The organism is Streptomyces sp. NPDC006140 (genome assembly GCF_040628815.1).
In the GTDB taxonomy this organism is placed as follows: Bacteria; Actinomycetota; Actinomycetes; order Streptomycetales; family Streptomycetaceae; genus Streptomyces.
This window is the reverse complement of the sequence record NZ_JBEXTS010000011.1, coordinates 52893-76597: the sequence shown is the minus strand read 5'-3', so window position 1 is coordinate 76597 and position 23705 is coordinate 52893. Positions and strand designations below refer to the sequence as shown.

Sequence of the window (23705 nt, the reverse complement as noted above, 5' to 3'; positions counted from 1 at the left end):
GTCATCCGAGCTGGGAGTCGCCATGGCCGACCGTTATCTGAGCTTCACCGCCACCGGGCCCGGCCGTTTCCTCACCCGCCGGCTCGGTCTTCCGCAGCCCGCGGCCCTGGCCCGCTGGTCCCCCGAGCGGCCCGCCCTGGACGGCGGACTGCGCCACCTCACGGCCGGCGCGTCCGGCCTGGACCTGGCGCCGGTCCTCGCCCGCACCAGGATCGGCCCGGCCGGCGCCGACCGGGCGGGCGCCGTCGTCCTGGACGCGACCGGGGTGCGGGACGTGGAGGGGCTGGCCGAGGTCCACGCCGCCCTGCACCCCGTCGTCCGGTCGGTCGCGGCGAGCGGCCGCGTGGTCGTGCTCGGCGCCCCGCTCGACCCGGCCGACCACCACCAGGCGGCGGCCCAGCAGGCCCTGGAGGGCTTCACGCGCTCGCTCGGCAAGGAGATCGGCCGGGGCAGGACCGTGAACCTGGTCCGCCTCACGGACGCCTCGGCCGCCGAGTCCACGCTGCGGTTCCTGCTGTCGCCCAAGTCGGCGTACGTGAGCGGGCAGGTGATCGACGTGGGCCCGTCCCAGGAGACCGCCGACCCCGTCGACTGGGACCGCCCCCTGACCGGCCGCACCGCGCTCGTCACCGGCGCCGCCCGCGGTATCGGCGAGGCCGTCGCCGAGACGCTCGCCCGGGACGGCGCCCGGGTCGTCGTCCTCGATGTGCCGCAGGCCGGGCAGGACGCCCGGCGCGTCGCCGACCGGCTCGGCGGCACCGCCCTGCTCCTCGACATCACCGCCGCCGACGCGGGAGCCCGGATCGCCGAGGCCCTGCCCGACGGCCTGGACCTGCTGGTCCACAACGCGGGCATCACCCGCGACCGGCGGCTGGTGAACATGCCGGCCGAGCGCTGGATCTCCGTGCTGGAGGTCAACCTGGCGAGTGTGCTGCGCACGACGGACGCCCTGCTGAAGGCGGGGACGCTGCGGCGCGGCGGCTCGATCGTGGCCACGGCCTCGATCGCGGGTCTCGCCGGCAACGCGGGGCAGACCAACTACGGGGCGAGCAAGGCGGGCGTCGTCGGCCTGGTCCGCTCCCTGGCGCCGCGCGCGCTCGCGGAGCACGGCGTGAGCGTCAACGCGGTCGCGCCGGGCTTCATCGAGACGAAGATGACGGCCGCGATCCCGCTGTTCATCCGCGAGGCGGGCCGCCGCATGAACTCCCTCGCACAGGGCGGACTCCCCGTCGACGTCGCCGAGACCACCGCCTGGCTCGCGCACCCGGCCTCGGGCGCGGTCAACGGCCAGATCGTCCGCGTCTGCGGGCAGAGCCTGCTGGGGGCGTGATGGCCGGCCCCACCGCTCTCGTCCTCACCGGGTCCCCCTCCCTGGCGCCGCTCCTCGCCCGCGGCGCCCTGCTGTCCCCCTTCAAACGCCCGGCCCCCGACGCGGAGTTCCCCCGCGCCCGGCTCGTCCTGCCCGGCCTGCGCGTCGACCTCGCGCGGCTGGCGGCGTACGAACGGGTCTGCGGGTTCCCGACCGGGGCGGACGCGCTGCCGGTGACGTATCCGCACGTGCTGGGTTTCCCCCTGGCGATGCGGCTGATGAGCGGCCGGGGCTTCCCGCTGCCGCTGCTCGGCCTCGTCCACACGTCGATCACGATCACGCGGCACGCCCCCATGCCGGCGTCCGGCGTCTACGAACTCTCCGTCCACATCGAGAGGTTGGCCCCCCACCGGCGCGGCACCCAGGCCACGGTCGTCACCGAGGCACGCGGCGCCGGGGACGTCGTATGGGAGTCGAAGAGCACGTACCTGGCCCGGCACCGCACGGGACGCCCCGCCGAGGAACCCGTCAAGGAGATACGCAAGCCGCTGCCCGCGGTCGCCGAGTGGCGGCTCGGCGGCGATGTCGGACGGCGTTACGCGTCCGCCTCCGGCGACCGCAACCCGATCCACCTCCACCCGCTCACCGCCCGGCTGTTCGGCTTCCCCCGGGCCATCGCCCACGGCATGTGGACGGTGGCCCGCTGCCTGGCCGCGCACGGCACGCCGGACTCCTGCCGGGTACGGGCGGACTTCAAGGCGCCGGTCCTGCTGCCCGGAACGGTCACGTACGCGGCGGAGGGCGGCCGCTTCGAACTACGCGGCCGGGAGGACCGGCCGCATGTGACAGGGGACGTCTACCCGACGTGAGCCTCCGGCGGCTCCTCCGGGGGCGACCAGGGCCGGTCCGCCATGAGGTCGCCGAGGCCGGCCCAGGCGAAGTTCATCATCGTGGCCGCCGCCTGGCGGGCGGTGACGCCCGGGGTGGCGTTGGCCCAGGCGGCGAGCGACTCGGCGGCGCCGACCAGCGCTTCGGCGAGCCCGGCGACCTCGCGCTCGGGGAGGTCGGGGTCGCGGTGGGCCTCGCGGGCACCGGCGAGGATCAGCTGCGTCACGAACGCGACGATCTCCTCGCGCATCGCGGCGACCTCGGCGGCGAACGGCTCGCCGTGCGTACGGGCCTGGAGGTGCAGGACCGACCAGGCGTCGGGGTTCTCGGCGGTGTGCGCGAAGAACGCGCGGAGGCCTTCCCACAGTTGCCGGTCGGCGGGCAGGTCGCGGCGGACGCCGGCCCGTACCGCCTCGACGAGGGCCCCCGCCTCCCGGCGGATGCAGGCGGTGAAGAGGTCTTCCTTCGAGTTCAGATACAGGTAGACCAACGGCTTGGAGACGCCCGCGAGTTCGGCTATCTCGTCCATCGACGCGGCCATGTAGCCGCGTTGGCCGAAGATCCGCACGGCGGCGTCCAGCATCTGCTGTTCACGGACCGCACGCGGCATCCGCTTCGTCTTCACGGCACCCATACCGCTTAGCGTACGGGCCTCCCGGCCGGCCCTCGGCCGGGAAAGCGCCAAGGCCGGCCCTCGACGGGGAAACCCGCCCAGGACCGGCCAGGGGGCCGTCGGTGCGTCAGGCCGCCGCGGGCACCTGCTCGGGCCGCGCGTCCCGCGGCTCGTCCAGGGAGGAGCCGTCGGCCGTGGCGTAGGCGTCCCGGTCGAGGAGGTTCTCGCGGGCCGAGACCAGGACCGGGATCAGCGCCTGCCCGGCGACGTTGGTCGCGGTGCGGATCATGTCCAGGATCGGGTCGATCGCGAGGAGCAGGCCCACGCCCTCCATCGGCAGGCCGAGGGTGGAGAGGGTGAGGGTCAGCATGACCGTCGCGCCGGTGAGGCCGGCGGTGGCGGCGGAGCCGACGACCGAGACGAACGCGATCAGCAGGTAGTCGCCGACGCCCAGCTGGATGTCGAAGATCTGCGCGACGAAGATCGCGGCGATGGCCGGGTAGATCGCGGCGCAGCCGTCCATCTTGGTCGTGGCGCCGAACGGCACCGCGAAGGAGGCGTACTCCTTCGGCACGCCGAGCCGCTCGGTGACCTTCTGGGTCAGCGGCATGGTGCCCACGGAGGAGCGGGAGACGAAGGCCAGCTGGATCGCGGGCCAGGCGCCCTTGAAGAACTGGACCGGGTTGGCCTTGGCGACGGTCGCGAGCAGCGTCGGGTAGACGCCGAACAGCACGATGAGGCAGCCGATGTAGATGTCGGCGGTGAACGTCGCGTACTTGCCGATCAGGTCCCAGCCGTAGGTGGCGATGGCGTGGCCGATGAGGCCGACCGTGCCGATCGGGGCGAGCCGGATGACCCACCACAGCGCCTTCTGGAGCAGGCTGAGGACGGACTCGCTGAGGGTGAGGATCGGCTGGGCCTTCTCGCCGAGCTGGAGGGCGGCGATACCGGCGACGGCGGCCATGAAGACGATCTGCAGCACGTTCAGCTCGGTGAACGGCGTGATGACGTCGGTCGGCACGATGCCGGTCAGGAAGTCGATCCAGGAGCCGGTCGTCTCGGGCTTCGCGCCGTCCTTGGGCGTGAGGCCGGTACCGGCACCGGGGTTGGTCACCAGGCCGATGATCAGGCCGATGCTCACCGCGATCAGCGAGGTGATCATGAACCACAGGAGGGTGCGCGAGGCCAGGCGGGCCGCGTTGTTGACCTTCCGCAGGTTGGTGATCGACACCAGGATCGCGAAGAAGACGAGCGGGGCGACGGCGAGCTTCAGCAGCCCGATGAAGGTGTCGCCGACCTTCTCCAGGGTCGTGACCAGCCAGGAGAGGTCCTGGTCACGGGCGAGCCACCCGAGCAGCACACCGAGGACGAGACCGGCGATGATCTGGGCCCAGAAGGGCACCTTGAAAGAATTCAGGCGTGAGGACACGGACTGACTCCGTTGGGGGACGCGTAGGGACTGACGTGGGAGACGACGGGGGTTGCGTTACGTCAGGGACGACAGAAAGCGGACGCGCACCGACAGAGATCCACGTGCAGACGCGCCACGAGCGGAAGGCTCCGGGGCGGAAGAGACGCGACTGCTGACTTCATAGCATCGACCTTAACACCTGAACTTTGAGGACCCCAAAGCCTGGCTTTGACAGGTGACGGGGCACACACACCCATACAAGGCAAAGCGCCCTGTTTCCGAGCAAGTACGGAAACAGGGCGCTGCGAGGCGTGTGTGCGGGGGGGACGTTACGAGGTCTGCCCCTGGGCCCGGGCGGTGTCGTCGGCCACGTCCTCCTGGCTGCGGTTGGCGTCCAGGTTGGCCTTCATCCGGTCGACCCGCTGGGCGACCTGGATGGACGCCCGGTCCCGCTCCTTGCGCAGCACGACGAAGCTGATCGGCGCGGAGATGAGCAGGGCGAGCAGCACGACCCACAGGCCGTTGCTCGCGCCGAGGCCGCGCGGGGCGAGGCCGGAGTAGACGGCGCCCCAGACGACCACGAGGCAGCCCACGAAGATTCCGAGGCGCATCAGCGTGTAGCGGAGCATCTCAATCCACTCTTCCGATTCCAAAAGGGGCCGGTGTTCAGTGAAGCACGCCGCACGGCCGATCTTGCACGGGGGTCAGCTCAGCGGCAGGAGCATGATCACGTCATCGCGGTCGTCGCCCGGCGCGACCCGGATGGCGCCCGGGATCCGGCCGACCTCCTTGTAGCCGCACGCCTCGTAGAACCGCTCCAGCCCGAGCCCGCCCCGGCACGTCAGCCGGATCGCCTCGATGCCCTCGCAGCCCCGGGCCGCGTCCGCCGCCGCGGCCAGCAGATCGCGGCCGTACCCCTTCCCCTGGTGCCGCGGATGCACCATCACGGTGTACAGCCACAGCCAGTGGGTCATCAGGTGGTGCGTGTTGAAGGTGAGGAACGCGGTCGCCGCGACCCGCCCCTCCTCGTCATGTCCGACGAGGAGCCTGACCCGCCCTTCCGCCATCGACGCGAAGTGCGTCAGCAGCTGGGGCCGAACCTCCTCACGCGTCACCGGGGGCACGAAGCCGACGGCCCCGCCGGCGTTGGACACGTCGGTCCACAGATCGAGGATGCCGTCGCGAAGATCCGGGGTGACGGCCGGGTCGAACGTGAAGGTAAGGGGCATGCAGGGATTCTAGCCATTACCCCAGGGCCTGTGCGGCCACTTTCAGATCGGAGACCAGCCCTCGGTAGGCGGCCTCGCGGTCGTCGGCCCGCAGCACGGAGGACGGATGCACGGTCGGCACCAGCCGCTCGGGCCGCCCGTGGATCTCCTCCTCCAGCACGGTGCCGCGCACCTGCGTGACCCGGAACGAGGAGCCGAGCAGCGCCTTCCCGGCGGTGGCCCCCAGCACGACGATCAGCTCCGGCTCGACGACCGCCAGCTCCGCGGCCAGCCAGGGCCCGCACGCGGTCATCTCGCGCAGGTTGGGCGCCTTGTGGATCCGCCGCTTGCGGGGCTCGGCCTGCGTGAACTTGAAGTGCTTCACGGCGTTGGTGACGTAGGCCTCGGCGGGATCGATCCCCGCCTCCGCCAGGGCCCGGTCCAGCAGCCGACCGGCCGGCCCGACGAACGGCTTGCCCTGCCGGTCCTCCTGATCCCCGGGCTGCTCCCCCACGAGCATGACCCGGGCATCCTTGCTGCCTTCCCCGAACACGGTCTGGGTGGCGTCCCGGTGCAGCGGACACCCCCGGCACTCGGCAGCGGCCCGCCGCAGCGCGGGAAGCCCACCGCGACCGGGAACGAAGGGCTCAGCGGTATAGGCGTCCTCAGGCGCCTCGGTCCTGACCATGCCCTCCGGGTACCCACCCCGGCTTCACACCCGCATGGGCTGAGGTGATTCCCTGCGCTCGGGGTCGGGCCCGTCGTACTCCCGGATGATCTCGTACCGCGTGTTCCGCTCCACGGGCCGGAACCCGGCGTCGCGAATCAGATCCAGCAGATCCTCTCGGGTCAGCTTGTTCGGCGTCCCGTAGTTGTCCGCGTCGTGCGTGATCTTGTACTCGACGACCGAGCCGTCCATGTCGTCCGCACCGTGCTGCAGCGCCAGCTGAGCCGTCTGCACCCCGTGCATCACCCAGAAGACCTTCACGTGCGGCACGTTGTCGAACAGCAGCCGCGACACGGCGAAGGTCTTCAGCGCCTCCGCACCGGTCGCCATCTGCGTCCGCGCCTGCAGCCGGTTGCGGACCTTCCCGTCCTGCATGTCGACGAAGTCGTGCTGGTACCGCAGCGGGATGAAGACCTGGAAACCGCCGGTCTCGTCCTGCAGCTCGCGCAGCCGCAGCACGTGGTCCACCCGGTGCCGGGGCTCCTCGATGTGCCCGTACAGCATCGTGCACGGGGTCTTCAGACCCTTCTCGTGCGCGAGCCGGTGGATGCGGGACCAGTCCTCCCAGTGGGTGCGGTGGTCCACGATGTGCTGCCGGACCTCCCAGTCGAAGATCTCGGCGCCGCCACCGGTCAGCGACTCCAGACCCGCGTCGATCAGCTCGTCCAGGATCTCGGACGCGCTCATCCCGGAGATCGTCTCGAAGTGGTGGATCTCCGTGGCCGTGAACGCCTTCAGCGAGACGTCCGGCAGCGCGGCCTTCAGCTCGCGCAGCGACCGCGGGTAGTACCGCCACGGCAGGTTCGGGTGCAGCCCGTTGACGATGTGCAGCTCGGTGAGGTTCTCCGACTCCATCGCCTTCGCGAGCTTCACGGCCTCCTCGATGCGCATCGTGTACGCGTCCTTCTCCCCCGGCTTGCGCTGGAAGGAGCAGTACGCGCAGGAGGCCGTGCACACGTTCGTCATGTTGAGGTGCCGGTTGACGTTGAAGTGCACGACGTCGCCGTTCTTGCGCGTGCGCACCTCGTGCGCGAGGCCGCCGAGCCAGGCCAGGTCGTCCGACTCGTACAGCGCGATGCCGTCCTCACGGGTCAGGCGCTCACCGGCCCTGACCTTCTCCTCCAGCTCGCGCTTGAGCCCGAGATCCATGCCCACACCTTTCTACGACGACGTCCCAACCGTACGACTACGCCTCTTCGGGCAGTTCCCCGACCCGGTTCTCCCACTTCGTGGACAGCACGATGGTCGTACGGGTCCGGGAGACGCCCTTGGTCCCGCTGAGCCGCCGGATGATCTTCTCCAGGCCGTCCACGTCCGCCGCCCGCACCTTGAGCATGTACGAGTCGTCGCCCGCGATGAACCAGCAGTCCTCGATCTCCGACAGGTCCCGCAGCCGCTGCGCCACGTCCTCGTGGTCCGTGGCGTCGGAGAGCGAGATGCCGATCAGGGCGGTGACGCCGAGGCCGAGCGAGGCGGCGTCGACGGTGGCCCGGTAGCCGGTGATGACACCGGCCGCCTCCAGCCGGTTGATGCGGTCGGTGACGCTGGGTCCCGACAGTCCGACGAGGCGGCCCAGCTCCGCATAGGAGGCCCGGCCGTTCTCCCTCAGGGCCTGGATGAGCTGCCTGTCCACCGCGTCCATTGCGATCGAAGCCTTCCGCTGAAGTTGTCTGTGAGTCCGATGGGGTCCGGGGTCGTGCTCAGTCGGCGCGGTGCGCTCCGCCGCCGAGCTCACCTTGCCAACGGCGGTAGAGCCGGTGCGGCACGCCCGCCGCGTCGAGTACGCGTCCGGCGACGAAGTCCACCAGGTCCTGGATGTGCGTCGCGCCCGCGTAGAAGGCGGGTGAGGCGGGTACGACGGCCGCGCCCGCGTCGTCGAGGGTGACCAGGTGCCGCAGGGTCTGGCCGTTCAGCGGGGTCTCGCGCACGGCCACGACGAGGGGGCGGCCCTCCTTCAGGGTCACGCTCGCCGCCCGCTGCAACAGGTCCTTCGACAGCCCGAGCGCGACCCCGGCCACGCTCGCCGTCGAGGCGGGCACGATGAGCATGCCCTTGGTGGGGTACGACCCCGAGGAGGGGCCGGCGGCCAGGTCGCCGGCGCTCCAGTGCCGTACGGCGTCGATGTCCACGGAGAACGTGGCGGGCTTGCCGTCGGCGCCCCGGGACAGCCATTCGCGCAGGTCGTCCTGCCAGTGGGCGTCCCGGAAGGAGATCCCGGTCTCGTCCAGCAGGGTGAGCCGGGAGGCCCGGGACACCACGAGGTCGACGCTCTCGCCGGCGGCGAGAAGCGCGCGCAGCACGGCAGCGGCATACGGGGTGCCGGAGGCGCCCGACACCCCTACGATCCAAGGCGTACGGGGTGTCTCGCCTGGCTTGACTGGGTTCACAACACCGAGCCTATCCGGCGTCGCAGGGTGGGAACCGGCCAAGGGGTGCGGGCCGTTGCACAGACGGGATGAGCGAGCACTGGGGGTCGCCATGTCGAACGTGGGAACCGGGTGGTCCCGGAGCGACCGTGCGCTGGCCGCGGGCAAGCTGATGCTGGCCTGGATCGCGCTGCTGTGGCTGCTGGAAGTGGTGGACGCGGCGACGGGTCACGCGCTGGACGGCTTCGGCGTCACGCCACGCGACCCGTCCGAGCTGGTCGACGTCGTCCCGTCGGCCTTCATCCACTTCGGCTTCGCCCATCTGGCGGCGAACACCCTGCCGCTGCTGGTCCTGGGCTTCCTGGCGGCCCTCGCGGGTCTGCGCCGCTTCGTCCTCGTCTGCGCGCTGATCATCCTCGTCGACGGCCTGGGCGTCTGGCTCATATCCCCGGCGCACACGAACACCGCGGGCGCCTCCGGCCTGATCTTCGGCCTCTTCGGCTTCCTCCTGGTCAGCGGCTTCGTCGAGCGCCGCCCCTGGGGCATCCTGGCCGGCGTCCTCATAGCCGCGATCTGGGGCGGCTCGATCCTGGCGGGCCTGGCCCCGACGCAGAGCGGCGTGAGCTGGCAGGGCCACCTGCTGGGACTGCTGGCGGGCGTCGCGGCGGCGTTCGTACTGCGCCGCCGGCCGGCTCGGGGCCCACGGGAAGCCGACTGGTCTCGACGGTGACTCAGCAAGACACCGAACCCCGCACCGGCGGGGATCACGAACCACCCCCGCGTCGGCGGGGACCACTTGACCGTGAACGGGTTCATGGGAATCGCCCTCGGACCACCCCCGCGTGGGCGGGGAACGCATGGCGAGGCTGCTCGCCGTGCGCGCCGCACAGGACGCGCCCGCCGCTGATCACCCGATCAGGTCACACCGTGAGCCCGCGCACCAGCAGATCGATCAGGGCGCAGATGAAAAGACTGATGCCGATGAAGCCGTTCGTGCTGAAAAACGCCCTGTTGAGGCGCGACAGGTCGTGCGGGCGGACGATCGTGTGCTCGTACACGAACGCGGCGGCGACGATGAGCAGGCCCAGCCAGAAGAAGGCGCCCGCGTCGGTGGCCAGGGCGTACCAGACGAACAGGGCCGTCGTGAGGGCGTGGCAGACCCGGGCGCTCCAGATGGCCGCCGGGATGCCGAAGCGGGCCGGGACGGACATGACGCCGATCTCCCGGTCGGTCTCCACGTCCTGGCAGGCGTAGATCAGGTCGAAGCCGCCGATCCAGATGCCCACGGCGAGACCCAGTATCACCGCGTCCCAGGACCAGGAGCCGGTGATCGCCAGCCAGCCGCCGACCGGGCCCATCGCCTGGGCGAGACCGAGGATGGCCTGCGGGAAGTTCGTGAACCGCTTGCCGTAGGGGTAGACCACCATCGGGATCACGGCGATGGGGGCCAGGGCCAGGCACAGGGGGTTGAGCAGGGCCGCCGCGCCCAGGAAGACCGCCAGGGCGATCAGCGCGCCCGTCCACGCGTGCTTCACCGACATCGCGCCGGTCACCAGCTCGCGGTGCGCCGTGCGCGGGTTCCGCGCGTCGATCTCCCGGTCGATGATCCGGTTGACGGCCATCGCGAACGTCCGCAGCCCGACCATGCAGACGGTGACGAGCAGCAGCCGGCCCCAGTGGATGTTCTTGTCCCACTGGTACATCGCCGTCAGCGCGGCGATGTACGCGAAGGGCAGCGCGAAGACCGAGTGCTCGATCATCACCAGCCGCAGGAACGCCTTGGTGCGTCCCGGCCGGGGGATCGCGGCGGAAGCGGAGGTCACAGGCCGTACTCCTTCCAGCGGCGGTCCACCTTCGCCGCCGTCTCCGGATCGGACTCCACCATGTCGGGCCAGCCGCCGTCGCGCGTGTAGCCCTCCTCGGGCCACTTCTTCGTCGCGTCGATCCCGGCCTTGCCGCCCCAGAACTGCTGGTAGGAAGCGTGGTCGAGGTGGTCGACGGGGCCTTCGACGATGCTCAGGTCCCGGGCGTAGTCCGTGTTGCCCAGCGCCCGCCACGCCACCTCGTGCAGGTCGTGCACGTCGCAGTCGGAGTCGACGACCACGATCAGCTTGGTCAGCGACATCATGTGCGCGCCCCAGATGGCGTGCATGACCTTCTGCGCGTGCTTCGGGTACTTCTTGTCGATCGAGACGATCGCGCAGTTGTGGAAGCCGCCCGCCTCGGGCAGGTGGTAGTCCACGATGTCCGGCACGATGATCTTCAGCAGCGGCAGGAAGAAGCGTTCCGTCGCCCGGCCCAGCGGCCCGTCCTCCGTCGGAGGCCGCCCCACCACGATCGACTGGAGCAGCGGCCGCTTCCGCATCGTCACGCAGTCGATCTTCAGCGCCGGGAACGGCTCCTGCGGCGTGTAGAAACCGGTGTGGTCGCCGAAGGGCCCCTCGGGCAGCATCTCGCCCGGCTCCAGCCAGCCCTCGATCACGACCTCCGCCTGCGCGGGCACCTGGAGCGGCACGGTCTTGCAGTCGACCATCTCGATCCGCTTGCCCGCGAGGAACCCGGCGAACAGGTACTCGTCGATGTCCCCGGGCAGCGGCGCGGTGGAGGCGTACGTCACGGCGGGCGGGCAGCCGAAGGCGATCGCGACGGGCAGCCGCTCGCCGCGCCTGGCCGCCACCTGGTAGTGGTTCCGGCTGTCCTTGTGGATCTGCCAGTGCATGCCGATGGTGCGCCGGTCGTGCCGCTGGAGCCGGTACAGCCCGAGGTTGCGGATGCCCGTCTCGGGGTCCTTGGTGTGGGTGAGCCCCAGGTTGAAGAACGACCCGCCGTCCTTGGGCCAGGTGAACAGGGCGGGCAGCTGGTCGAGGTCGACGTCGTCCCCGGTGAGGACGATCTCCTGCACCGGGCCGTCCTTCACCTTCTTCGGCGGTACGTGCGTCATCGCGCCGAGCTTCCCGAAGGCCTCGCGCACGCCGACGAACCCGTGCGGCAGCTCGGGCTTCAGCAGCCCGCCGATCCGCTCCGAGATCTCCGCGTACGACTTCAGGCCCAGGGCCTTCAGCAGCCGCCGGTCCGTGCCGTACACGTTCATCGCGAGGGGCATGGTCGACCCGCGTACGTTCTCGAAGAGCAGCGCGGGGCCGCCGGCCTTCTGCACCCGGTCGACGATCTCCCCGACCTCCAGATACGGGTCGACCTCGGCCTTGATGCGCTTGAGGTCTCCCTCGCGCTCCAGTGCCCTGAGCAGGGAGCGAAGATCGTCGTAAGCCATGGGGTCCAGTATCCCCGAGCGGCTACCCTGGCCTGGAACCGCCCACCGCTTTCGCTGAGAGGCCGCGCATGCTCCGGGTACTGATGTTCCTCGTGCCGCTGGCGCTGAGCGTGTACGCGTTCATCGACTGCATCAGCACGAAGGACGACGACATCCGTCACATGCCCAAGCCGTTGTGGGCGATCCTCGTGCTGCTGTTTCCGCTCGTCGGCTCGATCTCCTGGCTGATCGCCGGCAAGAAGCGGACGCCGGCGGGCCGTCCCCGTCCCGGGCAGTGGGTGGCGCCCGACGACAACCCCGAGTTCCTGAAGTCCCTGGACGACGAGAAGAAGGACGAGGATCCCAAGCGGGACGAGCCGTAGCGCTCAGAGAGCGGCCGTGAACGCGGACCAGGCGGACCGGGTGACGAGCAGGACGGGCCCATCAGGGTTCTTGCTGTCGCGGACGGGGACGGTTTCGGGGAAACCGGGGGCTATTTCGATGCAGTTGCCGCCGTTGCCGTCGCTGTAGCTGCTCTTGACCCAGGTGATCGCGCCGAGCTCGTTCCGGCCCATGATGCTCGTACCTCTCCATCGTTTCGTGGATCAGAGCGGCGGACTGGGGAGCTGACAGGGCGTCCGCCCTGAGCACATCATAGAACTGGTTATAGCGCTCGTAGAGGGCCGGATCGTTCGTGAAATGGCCGCGGTCGAGCGACTCCGAATACAGCCAGTGGCGCCCTTCGGGCAGCGTGATCAGCGACATGGAACCACTGGGGCGGACGATTTCGACGGGCCCTGCGGGGGCGACCTGGATCCGGATGTTGGGACGCCGCCCGAGGTTCAGCACGTGCGCGCACTGCTCTCGCATGACAGCCGGACCGCCCACCACGTTGCGCAGGCAGCTCTCGTCGAGAACGACGACGTACAGCGGTCCGCCGTCGGCGAGGAAGCGCTGCTGTCGACTGAGTCGAGCCCGCACACGTTCCTCCAGCTCCAGACCGCTCACGTAACGCGAGGACAGCGCCCGGGCGTACGCAGAGGTCTGCAACAAACCCGGCATCACGCGCTCCTGGTACTCCCGGAGGGTCACGGCCTCCTCATCCATCTCCGCCCGCCGCCGGAACCAGTCGGGATGCTCCACCTGCGGATACCAGTCGATCCGGCCCCACAACCGGAACAACACCCCACCCGTGCCCAGGAGTTCGTCGCAGGTCTTGGCGAACGAGTCCTGCGGCACCCGCGTGCCCGCCTCCACCCGCGCCACATGCGACCGGTCGCACGGGATCTGCCGCGCCAGACCCTCCTGCGTGAGCAGCGCCGCCTCGCGGAAGTGCCGCAGCACCTCCCCGAACACGGCCGCCGTACTCGCCCCCGACTCCGCCCCGCCGTTCCGTCGGCTCACCGCTCCCCCCCTCCGTGACAGTGCACCGGTGTCACACGCCAAGCATTGAACCGGACCATTCCCGTGCGCAACGCTCAGTACACCGAGAGTGACGGAGGTGCACGAAATGGAACCGGGAACGCTCGTCTACGACCAGCGGGCGCGCAGGGTCGGCGAGTACCAGGACAGGTCCGGCCCGCACGTGATGCTGCGCCCGGTCGGCGGCGGCCGCGAGTGGCAGGCGGACGTGGCCGAGATCCGGGTGGCGACGCTGGACGAACGGCTCAGCGCGGGCGTCCGCGCGCTCAACGAGCGGTCGAGGGAAGGGCTGTCGGCCGATCCGACCCGGCCCCCGGTGCCCGTGCCGGGGTGCGCGGCGTGTGAGGAGCTGGCCGTCCGGCGGGACAAGGCACGGGCGGCGTTCGACGGAAGTGCCGTGACGGACGCGAACGTCCTGCTGCGCCAGCACCAGCGCAAGGAGCACGGCGGGGAACCGGCGTCCGGCCGCAGGGTGTTCCGGTACGTGCCGTACACGATCGTGCAGGACGCGTCGGCCCTGCCGGAGTACCAGGCGTACTGCGTCTCCGGTGAGGACGCGGACTGCGGGGCGAGTTCGGGGCCGTGTCAGTCGCCCGGCGAGGTGGAGGAGTGGCAGCGCAGGCACACGCAGGAGACGCGGCACCTGCGCTACCGCCGCAGTTTCGCCGACTACGCGGTGCTGGAGCGGCAGGGCTGAGGCGCGGACGGGTGTCAGGAGCGGTCGGTCAGTTTCCGCAGCTCCGGCGGGAGTTCCTCGACGGTGTCGGCGACGACGAGACGGTACTCGCCGGGGTCCTCGGCCACCGCGATGGCGACCGCGGGGTCCACGCCCGGCAGGGCGAACGCGGTCATCGGGGCCGGGCCCTCCCCGTCGTCGCCGTCGCCGGGTGTGTCGTCGCAGGCCGCGCGGGTGGCGGTGCCGAGCGACTCCGCCACGGGGACGTCCGTCTCCTCTCTCCCGAGGTAGCTGCGGCTGTCGTACTCGACGACGTAGGCGCAGGACGCCTCGGGCCGCGCGCCGTCGCCGTCCGGGGACGCCGGCGCGCAGGCCACGGACAGCGGGGCGAGGGCCGTCGCCAGCAGGGCCCAGGCGGGTCCGCGGCCCGCGCGCTGGGGTGACGCCTTCATCGGTACGCCTTCATCGGTTCCATCGGTCCGCCTTCATCGGTACGCCTCCTTCTGGAGCCTCGGCTCCGGCCGGGTGATACGCACCGAAGACGCGCGGGCGGCCCGGTCGGTTCAGTTTCCGGGCGCTCCCTGCGCCACCAGCTGTCCCCCGCCCGCACCGCCCTGCGGTCCCAGGTCGATCAGCCAGTCGGAGGCCCGGATGACATCGACGTTGTGCTCGATGGTGACGACCGAGTGCCCGGCGTCGACGAGGCGCTGGAGGACGTCGAGGAGGCGGGCGGTGTCGGCGGAGTGCAGGCCCGTCGTCGGCTCGTCCAGGAGGTACAGGGCGCGGCCCGTCGTCCGCCGGCCGAGTTCCTTGGCGAGTTTCAGGCGCTGGGCCTCGCCGCCGGAGAGAGTGGTGGCGGGCTGGCCGAGAGGCAGGTAGCCGAGGCCGACATCGGCCATGCGGCGCAGCCGGGCGGCGACCGGCGGCACGTCCGCGAAGACGCCCAGCGCCTCGTCCACCGTCGCTTCGAGCACCTCGGCGATGTCGTGTCCCTCGTACCGGACCGACAGCACCTCCGGCCGGAACCGGCGGCCCTTGCACCCCGGGCAGCGCACCTCCACCGCCGGGAGGAAGTGCATCCGGACGGTGAGCACGCCCGCGCCCTCGCAGCGTTCGCAGCGTCCGCCCGGGACGTTGAAGGAGAAGTGCCCGGCGGTGAGGGCGCCCCGGCTGCGGGCCGCGAAGACCTCGCGAATCGGGGTGAAGACGTCCGAGTAGGTCGCCGCGTTGGAGCGTGGGAGGCGGCTGATGGGCTCCTGGTCGATGAGGACGGCCTTGGACAGGTGCTCCCAGCCGTCGATGCCGTCGTGCTCGGCGGGCAGTTCCCCGGCCCGGTGGAAGTGCCGGCGGGCGGCCCGGCCGAGGATGTCCAGCAGCAGCGTCGACTTGCCGGAGCCGGACGGGCCGGTGACCGTGACCAGGCGGCGCAGCGGTATCCGTACGGTCAGGTCCTTGAGGTTGTGGGCGCGGGCCCCGCGGATCACCACGGCCGTGTCGCTGTCGCCGCGTGCGCGGGACGGGGGTACGGAGAGCCGGCCCGACAGGTACGCGCCGGTCACCGAGCCCTCGGTCCGGGCGACCTCCTCGGGCGTGCCCGCGGCGACGATCCGGCCGCCGTCGCGGCCCGCGCCCGGGCCGACGTCGACCACGTGGTCCGCGGCGCGCAGCACCTCCAGGTCGTGCTCGATGACCAGCACGGTGTTGCCGAGGTCGCGCAGGCGGCGCAGGACGTCGACGAGGCGGGTGGTGTCCGAGGGGTGCAGGCCGATGGTGGGCTCGTCGAGGACGTAGAGAACGCCGGTCAGTCCGGAGCCGAGCAGGGCGGCCAGGCGCAGGCGTTGCGTCTCCCCGGCGGAGAGGCTGGGCGTGGCCTGGCCCAGGGTGAGGTAGCCGACGCCGACGTCCACCAGGCGCCGTACCCGCTCCTTGAGGTCGGCGACGACCGGCTCCACGAGCAGCCACTCGTCGCCGTCCGACCGGTGGCGCAGGCCGGTCAGCCAGGTGGCGAGGTCGGTCAGCGGAAGTCCGGCCGCGTCGACGATGGAGAGGCCGTGCACGGTCACCGCCCGGCTCTCCGCCCGCAGCCGCGTCCCTCCGCACTCCGTACAGGGCTGCTTCACCAGGCCCTGCTGCTCGGCCCGTTCGCGGTAGTCGGGGTCGTCGGCGCGCTCGGTGTAGCGGCGCAGCAGGGCCGTCGCGACGCCTTCGAAGCGGCCCGCGGAGACGGTGGCCGGTGGGGCGGTGTCGGGGAAGTGCCGCCGGAACTCGGGGCTTTCGACACCGTGCAGCAGCAGGTCCCGTAGCGGTGCGTCCATGTCGTCGACCGGCCGGTCGGCGTCGAAGGCGAGGCCGTAGTGCGCGGCGGCGGCGCGCAGCACGGGCAGGGCCCACTCGGTGTACTTGGCGTTCCAGCCGCGTACCGCCCCCTCGGCGACGGACCGGGAGCCGTCCAGGAGGCGCTGGGGGTCGGGCCGGATGACCTCGCCGAGGCCGGTGCAGGCCGGGCAGGCGCCGGCGGGCTTGTTGAAGGAGAAGGAGCCCATGACGAGTTCGGGCACGAGGGTGCCGCAGTGCGGGCAGGGCCGCTGCTCGGCCTCGGCGTCCTCGTCGGGTTCGGTGTCGTCGGCGTACGCGGGCGGGATGCCCTGCCCGCAGCCCGGGCACGGCCGTACGCCGATGCGCGACCAGAGCAGGCGCAGGTAGGTGAACACCTCGGTGACGGTGCCGACCGTGGAGCGCGGGCTGCGGTTGGTGTGGTGCTGGTCGACGCTGATGGACGGGGACAGGCCGGAGATCGAGTCGACGGCGGGCTTGCTGACCAGGCCGGTGACCATGCCCAGCGACTCCAGGTACTGCCGCTGGCCCTCCCGGTGGAGGGTGTCGAAGGCGAGGGTGGACTTGCCGGAGCCGGACAGGCCGGTCAGGACGATCAGCTTGTTCTTCGGGAGGGAGAGGGAGACGTTCCGCAGGTTGTGGAGGCGCGCACCGGTGACGTGAATGCAGGAGTCCATTCCTTCAAGTCTTCCATTGAAGTCCGATATTGAGACTTCAGAGCTGCCAATGCGGCCTCTCCTGCCATAACCTTCAAATCGATGACGAACGACGACCGCCGTCTGCGCCCAGTCGACCTGGCCCGCCTGGCCGGTGTCTCGACGCAGCAGATCCGCAACTACGAGGAAGCCGGGGTGCTCCCGCCGGCGGCGCGGACGGCGTCCGGCTACCGCGTCTTCGGGGAGGTGCACCGCCGTGCGCTGCTGGCGTACCGGACGATGCTGCGGGGGTACGGCCCGGTGACGGCGACGCGGATCATGCGGACCCTGCACGGCGGGGACACCCCGGGCGCCCTCGCCCTGGTCGACGCCGCGCACGCCGCGCTGCACGAGGAGCGGGTGTCCCTCCGGGCGGCGAGCGAGGCCCTGGAACTCCTGGCGGCGCAGCCCCCCGCCCCGCTCCCCCGCTCCGGCGGCGGCCTCCGCATCGGCGAGGTGGCCGCACTCCTGGGCGTACGGACGTCAGCACTACGGGTATGGGAGAGCGCCGGCCTCCTCACCCCGGCCCGCGAACGCGGCACGGGCTACCGGCTCTACGACCCCACCGACGTCCGCGACGCCCGCCTGGTCCACACCCTGCGCCGCAGCCACTACCTGTTCGACCAGATCAGACCGGTCCTGGAGGACCTGCGCCGGGAGGGCAGCACGGAGGCACTCCGCGCGGCGATCGCGGCGCGGGGGGAGGCCCTGACGGCGCGGACGCGGGGGATGATCGAGGGGGCGGGGGCGCTGCGGGGCTACCTGGAGGCGTGCGAGGGGGACGGGATGTAGCCGTGTCCTCAACGCGCCCTGGCCACCTGATGGCCCCTCCCGGTGCATGACGAGGGCGAGGCCCGAAAGCCCCGCCCGCATCTCATGAAACCCGAACTCCAGGTCAGGGCCACACCAGGCAGTACGGCTGGTGTCCCGCCTCGTGCAGTCGGTGGCTGAAGTCCTGCCACTCATGCAGCAGTTGATACACATTGAACGCGTCCCGAGGACCACCCCGGTCCGGGACCGTCGACCAGATGAACGCCGCCGCGCCGACCGCCTCCTCGCCGATGCCGCGCAGGGGGTCGACGACCGTCATGGGGAGTTTCACGACCGCGTAGTCGGGGTGCAGGACGACCAGTTCCAGGGGCGGGACCTTGTGCAGGGGGACGCCCTCGATGCCCGTGAGGACCATCGCCGCCATGGTCTCCGGCTTGATCTTCGTGAACATGCCGTTCATGCCGAGCTCGTCGCCGCCGAGTTCCTCGGGGCGCATCGAGATCGGGACGCGGGCCGCGGTCGCGCCGTCGGGCGCGCCGAAGTACTTGTACGTCACCCCCACCCGACCACCATTCCTGCTCCCCGCCCGAAGATCGTCCACTCGGCGTTCAGTACGTCCGTCGAGCCGCTCCGGTTCACCGGGCACACCCTGAGCCTGACGTGTTTCCTGCGTGTCCTCCGCTTCGCGCCGGTGCCTTCCCCGCCGGGCACGTCGAGGACCCAGGTCATCAGTCCCCTCGCCCAGTCCGCCACCGCGATGCATATCTCCACCCGACTGCTTTTTTCTAGGACGCGTCGCCCCCGCCGCGCAACCCGATCATCGTGTCAGTGACCTCCCCCACGGCCGCCCGCCGAAACGTGCGCTGAAACATCTGTCCGCAGGATCTTCGCAGCCTCTGACCACGCCGGGCCGTTCGAGCTGTGTGTATCAGGTCCCAGTCTCGCAGACGACGGCGGCCCGGGGACCGGTTGTCCGACCGCCCTTCCTCCCAGCCCCCTTCCTCCCACCCCCCTTGCGCCTACCCCCCTGGCCTACCCTGAACAGGTCACTGGCACCCGGAGCCCGACAACGTCGGAGAAGGTCGGAGAAGTCGCAGGTCATGAGCGAACTGTCATATCCGTATGAAGCACCGGCCTCGCAGGCTCTGTTCGACCGCGCGGCCGCCGTCACGCCGGGCGGCGTGAACTCGCCGGTCCGGGCCTTCCGGGCCGTCGGCGGCACCCCGCGGTTCATGGTGTCCGGGACCGGCCCGTACCTGACGGACGCCGACGGGCGGGAGTACGTCGACCTGGTGTGCTCCTGGGGCCCGATGATCCTCGGGCACGCGCACCCCGAGGTGATCGCGGCCGTGCAGGACGCCGTCGCGCGCGGTACGTCCTTCGGCACGCCCGGTGAGGGCGAGGTCGCGCTCGCCGAGGAGATGATCGCCCGGGTCGCGCCGCTGGAGCAGGTGCGACTGGTGTCCAGCGGGACCGAGGCGACGATGTCGGCCATCCGGCTCGCGCGCGGGTTCACCCAGCGGACGAAGGTGATCAAGTTCGCGGGTTGCTACCACGGCCACGTCGACTCACTGCTCGCCGCGGCCGGCAGCGGCGTCGCCACCTTCGCGCTGCCCGACACCCCGGGCGTCACCGGCGCCCAGGCCGGCGACACCATCGTCCTGCCCTACAACGACCTCGACGCCGTGCGCGAGGCCTTCCGGGCCCACCCCGGCGAGATCGCCTGCGTGATCACCGAGGCCTCCCCGGGCAACATGGGCGTCGTCCCGCCCGGCGAAGGGTTCAACCAGGGCCTGAAGGACCTCTGCTCCGAGAACGGCGCCCTGTACATCTCCGACGAGGTCATGACCGGCTTCCGGACCAGCCGCGCCGGGTGGTTCGGGGTCGACGGTGTCGTGCCCGACCTCATGACCTTCGGCAAGGTCATGGGTGGCGGCTTCCCCGCTGCGGCGTTCGGCGGACGTGCGGACGTCATGGCGCACCTCGCCCCGGCCGGGCCCGTCTACCAGGCCGGCACCCTCTCCGGGAACCCCGTCGCCACCGCCGCCGGGCTCGCGCAACTGCGGCTGCTCGACGACGCCGCCTACGCCAAGGTCGACGCCGTGTCGAAGGAGATCCAGGGTCTCGTCACCGACGCGCTGACCAAGGAGGGCGTCGCACACCGGCTGCAGACCGCCTCCAACATGTTCTCCGTGTTCTTCACCGACCGGCCGGTGCGGAACTACGAGGACGCCAAGGCGCAGGAGTCCTTCCGCTTCACCGCGTTCTTCCACGCGATGCTCGCGAACGGCGTCTACCTGCCGCCGTCCTCCTTCGAGTCCTGGTTCGTGTCCACCGCGCACGACGAGCGGGCCGTGCAGAAGATCGCCGACGCCCTCCCGACGGCGGCCCGTGCGGCGGCGGAGGCGACGGCATGAGCGACGCGATGAGCCCCAAGAGCGACAAGAGCAGCAGCAAGAGCGACCAGGACATCACCGTCGTCCACCTCATGCGGCACGGCGAGGTCGCCAACCCGGACGGCATCCTCTACGGCCGGCTGCCCGGCTACCACCTCTCCGAGCTCGGCCGCCGCATGGCCGACCGGGTCGCCGAGCACCTGGCCACGCGGGACGTGACGTACGTCGTCGCCTCGCCGCTGGAGCGGGCGCAGGAGACGGCCGAGCCGATCGCCAAGGCGCACGGGCTGGACCTCGCGACGGACGAGCGGCTGATCGAGGCCGGGAACATCTTCCAGGGCAAGACGTTCGGCGTCGGGGACGGGGCGCTGCGCAGGCCCGGCAACTGGCGGCACCTGGTCAACCCGTTCCGGCCGTCCTGGGGCGAGCCGTACGTCGACCAGGTCGTGCGGATGATGAGCGCGCTGGGCGCGGCGAAGGACAAGGCTCGCGGGCACGAGGCGGTCGTGGTCAGCCACCAGCTGCCCATCTGGATCGTGCGGTCGTACGTCGAGCGGCGGCGGCTGTGGCACGACCCGCGCAAGCGGCAGTGCACGCTCGCCTCGCTGACGACCTTCACCTACCGGGGCGACCGGATCGTCTCCGTCGGCTACACCGAGCCGGCCCGCGATCTCGTCCCGCCGCATCTCCTGGCCGGCGCCAAGCCGGTGAAGGGGAAGGCCAAGGCGTTCGGCGCGTAAGCCCTTCTGTTCCCTTCTGACGCCTCCGTTACGGAATCTGCAAATTTCGACGGAACCTCCCCGTTCATCACGTCCTCTGACTGGGTGACCAGCACGATGTGATGAATCGGGGATGCCATGCGCGCTCTCACCCGCAGGGGAATGCTCGGAATCGGCGCGGGAGCCGCCGCCGCCGTCTCGCTCACCGGCTGCGGAGGCGGCCTCACGGGCTCGGACGAGTCCGGCCACCCGGACGGTTCCGGCAGCGACAAGGCCCAGGGCGGATCGAAGCCCAAGCCCGCCGCCCGGCCCATCGGCGACGGCTCCACCGCCTACACCGGCAAGCAGCCCCACCAGCCCGCGAAGCCCGAGCCGCTGGAGCCGGGTCAGACCCCGCCGCAGTTCGTCGTGTTCTCCTGGGACGGCGCCGGCGAGGTCGGCAACGGCCTCTTCCCGCGCTTCCTGGACCTCGCCAAGGAGCACGGCGCGAGCATGACGTTCTTCCTGTCCGGGCTGTACCTGCTGCCCGAGTCGAAGAAGCGCCTCTACGACCCGCCGAACAACCCGCGCGGCGCCTCCGACATCGGCTACCTCACCGACGCGCACATCAAGGACACGCTGACGAACGTCCGCCGGGCCTGGCTGGAGGGCCACGAGATCGGCACCCACTTCAACGGCCACTTCTGCGGCGAGGCCTACGGCTCCGTCAAGAACTGGACGCCGCGGCAGTGGCGCAGCGAGATCGACCAGGCGAAGTCCTTCGTGAAGGAGTGGCGCACCAACACCGGCTGGAAGGACCTGCCGCCGCTGCCGTTCGACTACGACAAGGAGCTGGTCGGCGGCCGGACGCCCTGCCTGCTCGGCCAGGACAACCTGCTGCCCACCGCCCGCGAGCTCGGCTGGCGCTACGACGCCTCCTCCCCGGGCGGCCGCCAGGTGTGGCCGGTGAAGCGGCAGGGGATATGGGACCTGCCGTTGCAGCAGATACCTTTCCCCGGCCGGGGCTTCGAGGTCCTCTCCATGGACTACAACATGCTGGCGAACCAGTCGCTGAACTCCACCAAGGCGCCCGCGCACAACTACCCGGGCTGGCGCGAGCAGTCGGCACAGGCGTACATCCAGGGATTCAAGCGGGCATACGAGACAAACCGGGCACCATTCTTCATCGGCAACCACTTCGAGCAGTGGAACGGCGGCATCTACATGGACGCCGTCGAGGAGGCCTTCAAGCACATCGCCCGGGAGAAGGAGAAGGGCGCGGATGTGCGTCTCGTCTCCTTCCGGCAGTACGTCGACTGGATGGACGCGCAGCGGCCCGAGGTGCTCGCGAAGCTGCGCAGCCTGGACGTCGGGCAGCAGCCGGCGGGCGGCTGGCGGGAGTTCCTGAAGGCCACCCCCACCGGCTCCGGGACGCCCTCCGCAAACGCCGCCTGAAATGCGGTTTTCCGCCCGCAAGGGGGGTGGGCGAGATCCCCAGAACGGACATGCGAAACTTTTCACATGAGTGCCGCCAGCCGCGCCCCCCTGCGCTCGAACCGCACCCGTCGCACCTTCACGGGCCCCCGCCGTGCCACCCTGCTCACCGCCGGTGCCGCGGCGGCGGCGCTGACCCTGTCCGCGTGCAGCTCGGGCGGTACGTCCAGCGGAGGCGGTGACACCAACTTCGTCCTGGGCAAGGACGGCATCGCCACCGCGGACAAGGGCGAGCGCGCGGACGCCCCGGACCTGTCCGGCAAGACCATCGACGGCAAGCAGCTCGACGTCGCCGACTACAAGGGCAAGGTCGTCGTCGTCAACGTCTGGGGCTCCTGGTGCCCGCCCTGCCGCGCCGAGGCGCCCGGCTTCGAGAAGGTGTGGAAGGACCTCAAGGGCAAGGGCGTCCAGTTCGTCGGCATCAACACCCGCGACACCAGCACCGGCCCGGCCCTCGCCTTCGAGAAGGCGTACGGGGTGACGTACCCGAGCCTGTACGACCCGACGGGCAAGCTGATGCTCCGCTTCAAGCGCGGCACCCTCAACCCGCAGGCGATCCCCTCCACGCTCGTCTTCGACCGGGAGGGCAGGATCGCCGCCCGCTCGCTGCAGGCCCTGAGCGAGGAGAAGCTGCGCAAGATGATCGCCCCGGTCCTCGCGGAGAAGTGACGTGACCCCGGCAGTCACCACGCTCGCGGCGACGGGCTACAACGGCACGGTGCTCAACGGCGCCCTGCTGGTGGCCCTGCCCATCGCGCTCCTCGGCGGTCTCGTCTCCTTCTTCTCGCCGTGCGTCCTGCCGCTCGTCCCCGGCTACCTGTCGTACGTGACCGGCGTCACCGGCACCGACCTGGCCGAGGCCCGGCGCGGCCGGATGGTCGCGGGTGCCTCCCTGTTCGTGCTCGGCTTCACCGCCGTGTTCGTCTCCTCCGGGGCGCTGTTCGGCTACTTCGGCGACACGCTCCAGGCCAACCGGGGCGTGCTGTCCAAGGTGCTGGGCGGGCTCATGATCCTCATGGGTGTGTTCTTCATGGGGCTGATGCCCTGGATGACGCAGCGCGAGTTCCGCCTCCACAAGCGGCCCGTGACCGGGCTCGTCGGGGCGCCGCTGCTGGGCGCGCTGTTCGGGATCGGCTGGACGCCGTGCATCGGACCCACCCTGTCCTCCGTGCTGATCCTGTCCCAGGACCAGGGCAGCGCGGGCCGCGGGGCCCTACTGACCGTCGCGTACTGTCTCGGTCTCGGCGTGCCCTTCGTGCTCGCCGCGGTCGCCTTCCGCAAGGCCCTCGGCGCCTTCAGCTGGGTCAAGCGCCACTACGTCTGGGTGATGCGCATCGGCGGCAGCATGATGATCGTCACCGGTCTGCTGCTGCTGACCGGCGCCTGGGACCGCATCGTGCAGGAGATGCAGACCTGGTCCAACGGCTTCACTGTGGGGATCTGATCG

At 70.9% G+C, this 23705-nt stretch carries 27 protein-coding genes; 11 read left to right on the top strand and 16 right to left on the bottom strand.

Features of this window, described 5'->3' with window-relative positions; all coding sequences use genetic code 11:
- The first annotated feature begins 22 nt into the window (after nt 1-22).
- Nucleotides 23-1330: a 3-oxoacyl-ACP reductase gene (locus tag ABZ386_RS26690; protein WP_358966314.1), complete on the top strand. Its 1308-nt coding sequence runs from the start codon at nt 23-25 to the stop codon at nt 1328-1330.
- Entirely contained in the window at nt 1330-2178 is an 849-nt protein-coding gene (locus ABZ386_RS26685; RefSeq protein ID WP_358966156.1) for a MaoC/PaaZ C-terminal domain-containing protein, read from the top strand. Before ABZ386_RS26690 ends, ABZ386_RS26685 begins: the two co-directional genes overlap by 1 nt.
- On the opposite strand, the gene ABZ386_RS26680 is transcribed toward ABZ386_RS26685, so the two are convergent.
- The 9 genes from ABZ386_RS26680 to ABZ386_RS26640 all read right to left on the bottom strand — a co-directional run bounded on the left by ABZ386_RS26680 (nt 2166) and on the right by ABZ386_RS26640 (nt 8543).
- Nucleotides 2166-2831 (bottom strand): TetR/AcrR family transcriptional regulator, encoded by a 666-nt coding sequence (locus ABZ386_RS26680; protein WP_114254674.1) that lies wholly within the window; start codon nt 2829-2831, stop codon nt 2166-2168. The genes ABZ386_RS26685 and ABZ386_RS26680 overlap by 13 nt on opposite strands.
- A 106-nt stretch (nt 2832-2937) precedes the next feature.
- Entirely contained in the window at nt 2938-4239 is a 1302-nt protein-coding gene (locus ABZ386_RS26675) for a dicarboxylate/amino acid:cation symporter (protein WP_351337885.1), read from the bottom strand.
- Between the two features lie 62 nt (nt 4240-4301).
- On the bottom strand, nt 4302-4403 hold the full coding sequence (locus tag ABZ386_RS26670; protein ID WP_343236404.1) for a putative leader peptide: 102 nt from the start codon (nt 4401-4403) through the stop codon (nt 4302-4304).
- A 147-nt stretch (nt 4404-4550) separates the two neighbouring features.
- The gene (locus tag ABZ386_RS26665) at nt 4551-4850 is read right to left on the bottom strand and encodes a DUF4229 domain-containing protein (protein ID WP_031117074.1); all 300 of its coding nucleotides are present in this window, start codon (nt 4848-4850) and stop codon (nt 4551-4553) included.
- Nucleotides 4851-4925: 75 nt separating this feature from the next.
- Nucleotides 4926-5450: a GNAT family N-acetyltransferase gene (locus tag ABZ386_RS26660; protein ID WP_351337891.1), complete on the bottom strand. Its 525-nt coding sequence runs from the start codon at nt 5448-5450 to the stop codon at nt 4926-4928.
- 16 nt (nt 5451-5466) lie between these two features.
- A complete protein-coding gene (locus tag ABZ386_RS26655) occupies nt 5467-6117 on the bottom strand; it encodes a UdgX family uracil-DNA binding protein (RefSeq protein WP_356502647.1) in 651 nt (216 codons plus the stop codon).
- Between the two features lie 24 nt (nt 6118-6141).
- Nucleotides 6142-7305, bottom strand: coding sequence for an aminofutalosine synthase MqnE (mqnE, locus tag ABZ386_RS26650; protein WP_114254669.1), 1164 nt, complete (start codon nt 7303-7305; stop codon nt 6142-6144).
- 37 nt (nt 7306-7342) lie between these two features.
- Nucleotides 7343-7798 (bottom strand): Lrp/AsnC family transcriptional regulator, encoded by a 456-nt coding sequence (locus tag ABZ386_RS26645; protein WP_031117078.1) that lies wholly within the window; start codon nt 7796-7798, stop codon nt 7343-7345.
- 58 nt (nt 7799-7856) lie between these two features.
- A complete protein-coding gene (locus ABZ386_RS26640; RefSeq protein ID WP_351337897.1) occupies nt 7857-8543 on the bottom strand; it encodes a UbiX family flavin prenyltransferase in 687 nt (228 codons plus the stop codon).
- Nucleotides 8544-8634: 91 nt separating this feature from the next.
- Here ABZ386_RS26640 and ABZ386_RS26635 point away from each other — a divergent pair, with 91 nt between their 5' ends.
- Complete coding sequence (locus tag ABZ386_RS26635) at nt 8635-9252, top strand: rhomboid family intramembrane serine protease (RefSeq protein ID WP_355715830.1); 618 nt, start codon at nt 8635-8637, stop codon at nt 9250-9252.
- Between the two features lie 190 nt (nt 9253-9442).
- On the opposite strand, the gene mqnP is transcribed toward ABZ386_RS26635, so the two are convergent.
- Both mqnP and ABZ386_RS26625 read right to left on the bottom strand, forming a co-directional pair.
- The gene (gene mqnP, locus ABZ386_RS26630) at nt 9443-10345 is read right to left on the bottom strand and encodes a menaquinone biosynthesis prenyltransferase MqnP (protein ID WP_356614557.1); all 903 of its coding nucleotides are present in this window, start codon (nt 10343-10345) and stop codon (nt 9443-9445) included.
- Nucleotides 10342-11793: a menaquinone biosynthesis decarboxylase gene (locus ABZ386_RS26625; protein WP_358966152.1), complete on the bottom strand. Its 1452-nt coding sequence runs from the start codon at nt 11791-11793 to the stop codon at nt 10342-10344. The genes mqnP and ABZ386_RS26625 overlap by 4 nt, the downstream gene beginning before the upstream one ends.
- 68 nt (nt 11794-11861) lie before the next feature.
- On the opposite strand from ABZ386_RS26625, the gene ABZ386_RS26620 reads away from it, so the two are divergent.
- The gene (locus ABZ386_RS26620) at nt 11862-12155 is read left to right on the top strand and encodes a PLD nuclease N-terminal domain-containing protein (protein WP_351337907.1); all 294 of its coding nucleotides are present in this window, start codon (nt 11862-11864) and stop codon (nt 12153-12155) included.
- Between the two features lie 3 nt (nt 12156-12158).
- Here ABZ386_RS26620 and ABZ386_RS26615 read toward each other — a convergent pair whose 3' ends face one another.
- Complete coding sequence (locus ABZ386_RS26615; RefSeq protein ID WP_232840777.1) at nt 12159-12269, bottom strand: DUF397 domain-containing protein; 111 nt, start codon at nt 12267-12269, stop codon at nt 12159-12161.
- The gene (locus ABZ386_RS26610) at nt 12217-13176 is read right to left on the bottom strand and encodes a helix-turn-helix transcriptional regulator (protein WP_356614561.1); all 960 of its coding nucleotides are present in this window, start codon (nt 13174-13176) and stop codon (nt 12217-12219) included. Before ABZ386_RS26610 ends, ABZ386_RS26615 begins: the two co-directional genes overlap by 53 nt.
- A 106-nt stretch (nt 13177-13282) precedes the next feature.
- Between ABZ386_RS26610 and ABZ386_RS26605 the strand changes: the two genes are divergently transcribed.
- A complete protein-coding gene (locus ABZ386_RS26605; protein WP_356502641.1) occupies nt 13283-13891 on the top strand; it encodes a hypothetical protein in 609 nt (202 codons plus the stop codon).
- Between the two features lie 14 nt (nt 13892-13905).
- Here ABZ386_RS26605 and ABZ386_RS26600 read toward each other — a convergent pair whose 3' ends face one another.
- Both ABZ386_RS26600 and uvrA read right to left on the bottom strand, forming a co-directional pair.
- Nucleotides 13906-14322 (bottom strand): DUF6281 family protein, encoded by a 417-nt coding sequence (locus ABZ386_RS26600; protein ID WP_356668765.1) that lies wholly within the window; start codon nt 14320-14322, stop codon nt 13906-13908.
- Between the two features lie 111 nt (nt 14323-14433).
- A complete protein-coding gene (uvrA, locus tag ABZ386_RS26595; protein ID WP_351337918.1) occupies nt 14434-16881 on the bottom strand; it encodes an excinuclease ABC subunit UvrA in 2448 nt (815 codons plus the stop codon).
- A gap of 81 nt (nt 16882-16962) precedes the next feature.
- Between uvrA and ABZ386_RS26590 the strand changes: the two genes are divergently transcribed.
- Complete coding sequence (locus ABZ386_RS26590; protein WP_358966149.1) at nt 16963-17691, top strand: MerR family transcriptional regulator; 729 nt, start codon at nt 16963-16965, stop codon at nt 17689-17691.
- Between the two features lie 103 nt (nt 17692-17794).
- On the opposite strand, the gene ABZ386_RS26585 is transcribed toward ABZ386_RS26590, so the two are convergent.
- The gene (locus ABZ386_RS26585; protein ID WP_198678250.1) at nt 17795-18433 is read right to left on the bottom strand and encodes a hypothetical protein; all 639 of its coding nucleotides are present in this window, start codon (nt 18431-18433) and stop codon (nt 17795-17797) included.
- A gap of 337 nt (nt 18434-18770) precedes the next feature.
- Between ABZ386_RS26585 and hemL the strand changes: the two genes are divergently transcribed.
- From hemL to ABZ386_RS26560, 5 genes are all read left to right on the top strand, one after another.
- Nucleotides 18771-20087, top strand: a complete 1317-nt coding sequence (hemL, locus tag ABZ386_RS26580) for a glutamate-1-semialdehyde 2,1-aminomutase (RefSeq protein WP_351337923.1) — start codon at nt 18771-18773, stop codon at nt 20085-20087.
- A complete protein-coding gene (locus tag ABZ386_RS26575) occupies nt 20084-20806 on the top strand; it encodes a histidine phosphatase family protein (protein ID WP_358966146.1) in 723 nt (240 codons plus the stop codon). The genes hemL and ABZ386_RS26575 overlap by 4 nt, the downstream gene beginning before the upstream one ends.
- Nucleotides 20807-20923: 117 nt before the next feature.
- On the top strand, nt 20924-22219 hold the full coding sequence (locus tag ABZ386_RS26570; RefSeq protein ID WP_358966144.1) for a hypothetical protein: 1296 nt from the start codon (nt 20924-20926) through the stop codon (nt 22217-22219).
- 66 nt (nt 22220-22285) lie between these two features.
- Complete coding sequence (locus tag ABZ386_RS26565) at nt 22286-22927, top strand: TlpA disulfide reductase family protein (protein WP_351337932.1); 642 nt, start codon at nt 22286-22288, stop codon at nt 22925-22927.
- Between the two features lies 1 nt (nt 22928).
- Entirely contained in the window at nt 22929-23702 is a 774-nt protein-coding gene (locus ABZ386_RS26560) for a cytochrome c biogenesis protein CcdA (protein WP_356614567.1), read from the top strand.
- The last annotated feature ends 3 nt before the right edge of the window (nt 23703-23705 follow it).

What these genes read in the sequence shown, in the direction of transcription:
- ABZ386_RS26665 (WP_031117074.1), bottom strand. Translation starts at nt 4,850, where the DNA reads ATGCTCCGCTACACGCTGATGCGCCTCGGAATCTTCGTGGGCTGCCTC.
- ABZ386_RS26570 (WP_358966144.1), top strand. Translation starts at nt 20,924, where the DNA reads ATGCGCGCTCTCACCCGCAGGGGAATGCTCGGAATCGGCGCGGGAGCC.
- uvrA (WP_351337918.1), bottom strand. Translation starts at nt 16,881, where the DNA reads ATGGACTCCTGCATTCACGTCACCGGTGCGCGCCTCCACAACCTGCGG.
- ABZ386_RS26685 (WP_358966156.1), top strand. Translation starts at nt 1,330, where the DNA reads ATGGCCGGCCCCACCGCTCTCGTCCTCACCGGGTCCCCCTCCCTGGCG.
- ABZ386_RS26565 (WP_351337932.1), top strand. Translation starts at nt 22,286, where the DNA reads ATGAGTGCCGCCAGCCGCGCCCCCCTGCGCTCGAACCGCACCCGTCGC.
- ABZ386_RS26680 (WP_114254674.1), bottom strand. Translation starts at nt 2,831, where the DNA reads ATGGGTGCCGTGAAGACGAAGCGGATGCCGCGTGCGGTCCGTGAACAG.
- ABZ386_RS26655 (WP_356502647.1), bottom strand. Translation starts at nt 6,117, where the DNA reads ATGGTCAGGACCGAGGCGCCTGAGGACGCCTATACCGCTGAGCCCTTC.
- ABZ386_RS26590 (WP_358966149.1), top strand. Translation starts at nt 16,963, where the DNA reads ATGACGAACGACGACCGCCGTCTGCGCCCAGTCGACCTGGCCCGCCTG.
- ABZ386_RS26625 (WP_358966152.1), bottom strand. Translation starts at nt 11,793, where the DNA reads ATGGCTTACGACGATCTTCGCTCCCTGCTCAGGGCACTGGAGCGCGAG.
- mqnE (WP_114254669.1), bottom strand. Translation starts at nt 7,305, where the DNA reads ATGGATCTCGGGCTCAAGCGCGAGCTGGAGGAGAAGGTCAGGGCCGGT.
- ABZ386_RS26635 (WP_355715830.1), top strand. Translation starts at nt 8,635, where the DNA reads ATGTCGAACGTGGGAACCGGGTGGTCCCGGAGCGACCGTGCGCTGGCC.
- ABZ386_RS26645 (WP_031117078.1), bottom strand. Translation starts at nt 7,798, where the DNA reads ATGGACGCGGTGGACAGGCAGCTCATCCAGGCCCTGAGGGAGAACGGC.
- ABZ386_RS26600 (WP_356668765.1), bottom strand. Translation starts at nt 14,322, where the DNA reads ATGAAGGCGTCACCCCAGCGCGCGGGCCGCGGACCCGCCTGGGCCCTG.
- ABZ386_RS26690 (WP_358966314.1), top strand. Translation starts at nt 23, where the DNA reads ATGGCCGACCGTTATCTGAGCTTCACCGCCACCGGGCCCGGCCGTTTC.
- ABZ386_RS26670 (WP_343236404.1), bottom strand. Translation starts at nt 4,403, where the DNA reads ATGAAGTCAGCAGTCGCGTCTCTTCCGCCCCGGAGCCTTCCGCTCGTG.
- hemL (WP_351337923.1), top strand. Translation starts at nt 18,771, where the DNA reads ATGAGCGAACTGTCATATCCGTATGAAGCACCGGCCTCGCAGGCTCTG.
- ABZ386_RS26605 (WP_356502641.1), top strand. Translation starts at nt 13,283, where the DNA reads ATGGAACCGGGAACGCTCGTCTACGACCAGCGGGCGCGCAGGGTCGGC.
- ABZ386_RS26620 (WP_351337907.1), top strand. Translation starts at nt 11,862, where the DNA reads ATGCTCCGGGTACTGATGTTCCTCGTGCCGCTGGCGCTGAGCGTGTAC.
- ABZ386_RS26575 (WP_358966146.1), top strand. Translation starts at nt 20,084, where the DNA reads ATGAGCGACGCGATGAGCCCCAAGAGCGACAAGAGCAGCAGCAAGAGC.
- ABZ386_RS26660 (WP_351337891.1), bottom strand. Translation starts at nt 5,450, where the DNA reads ATGCCCCTTACCTTCACGTTCGACCCGGCCGTCACCCCGGATCTTCGC.
- ABZ386_RS26585 (WP_198678250.1), bottom strand. Translation starts at nt 18,433, where the DNA reads ATGCATCGCGGTGGCGGACTGGGCGAGGGGACTGATGACCTGGGTCCT.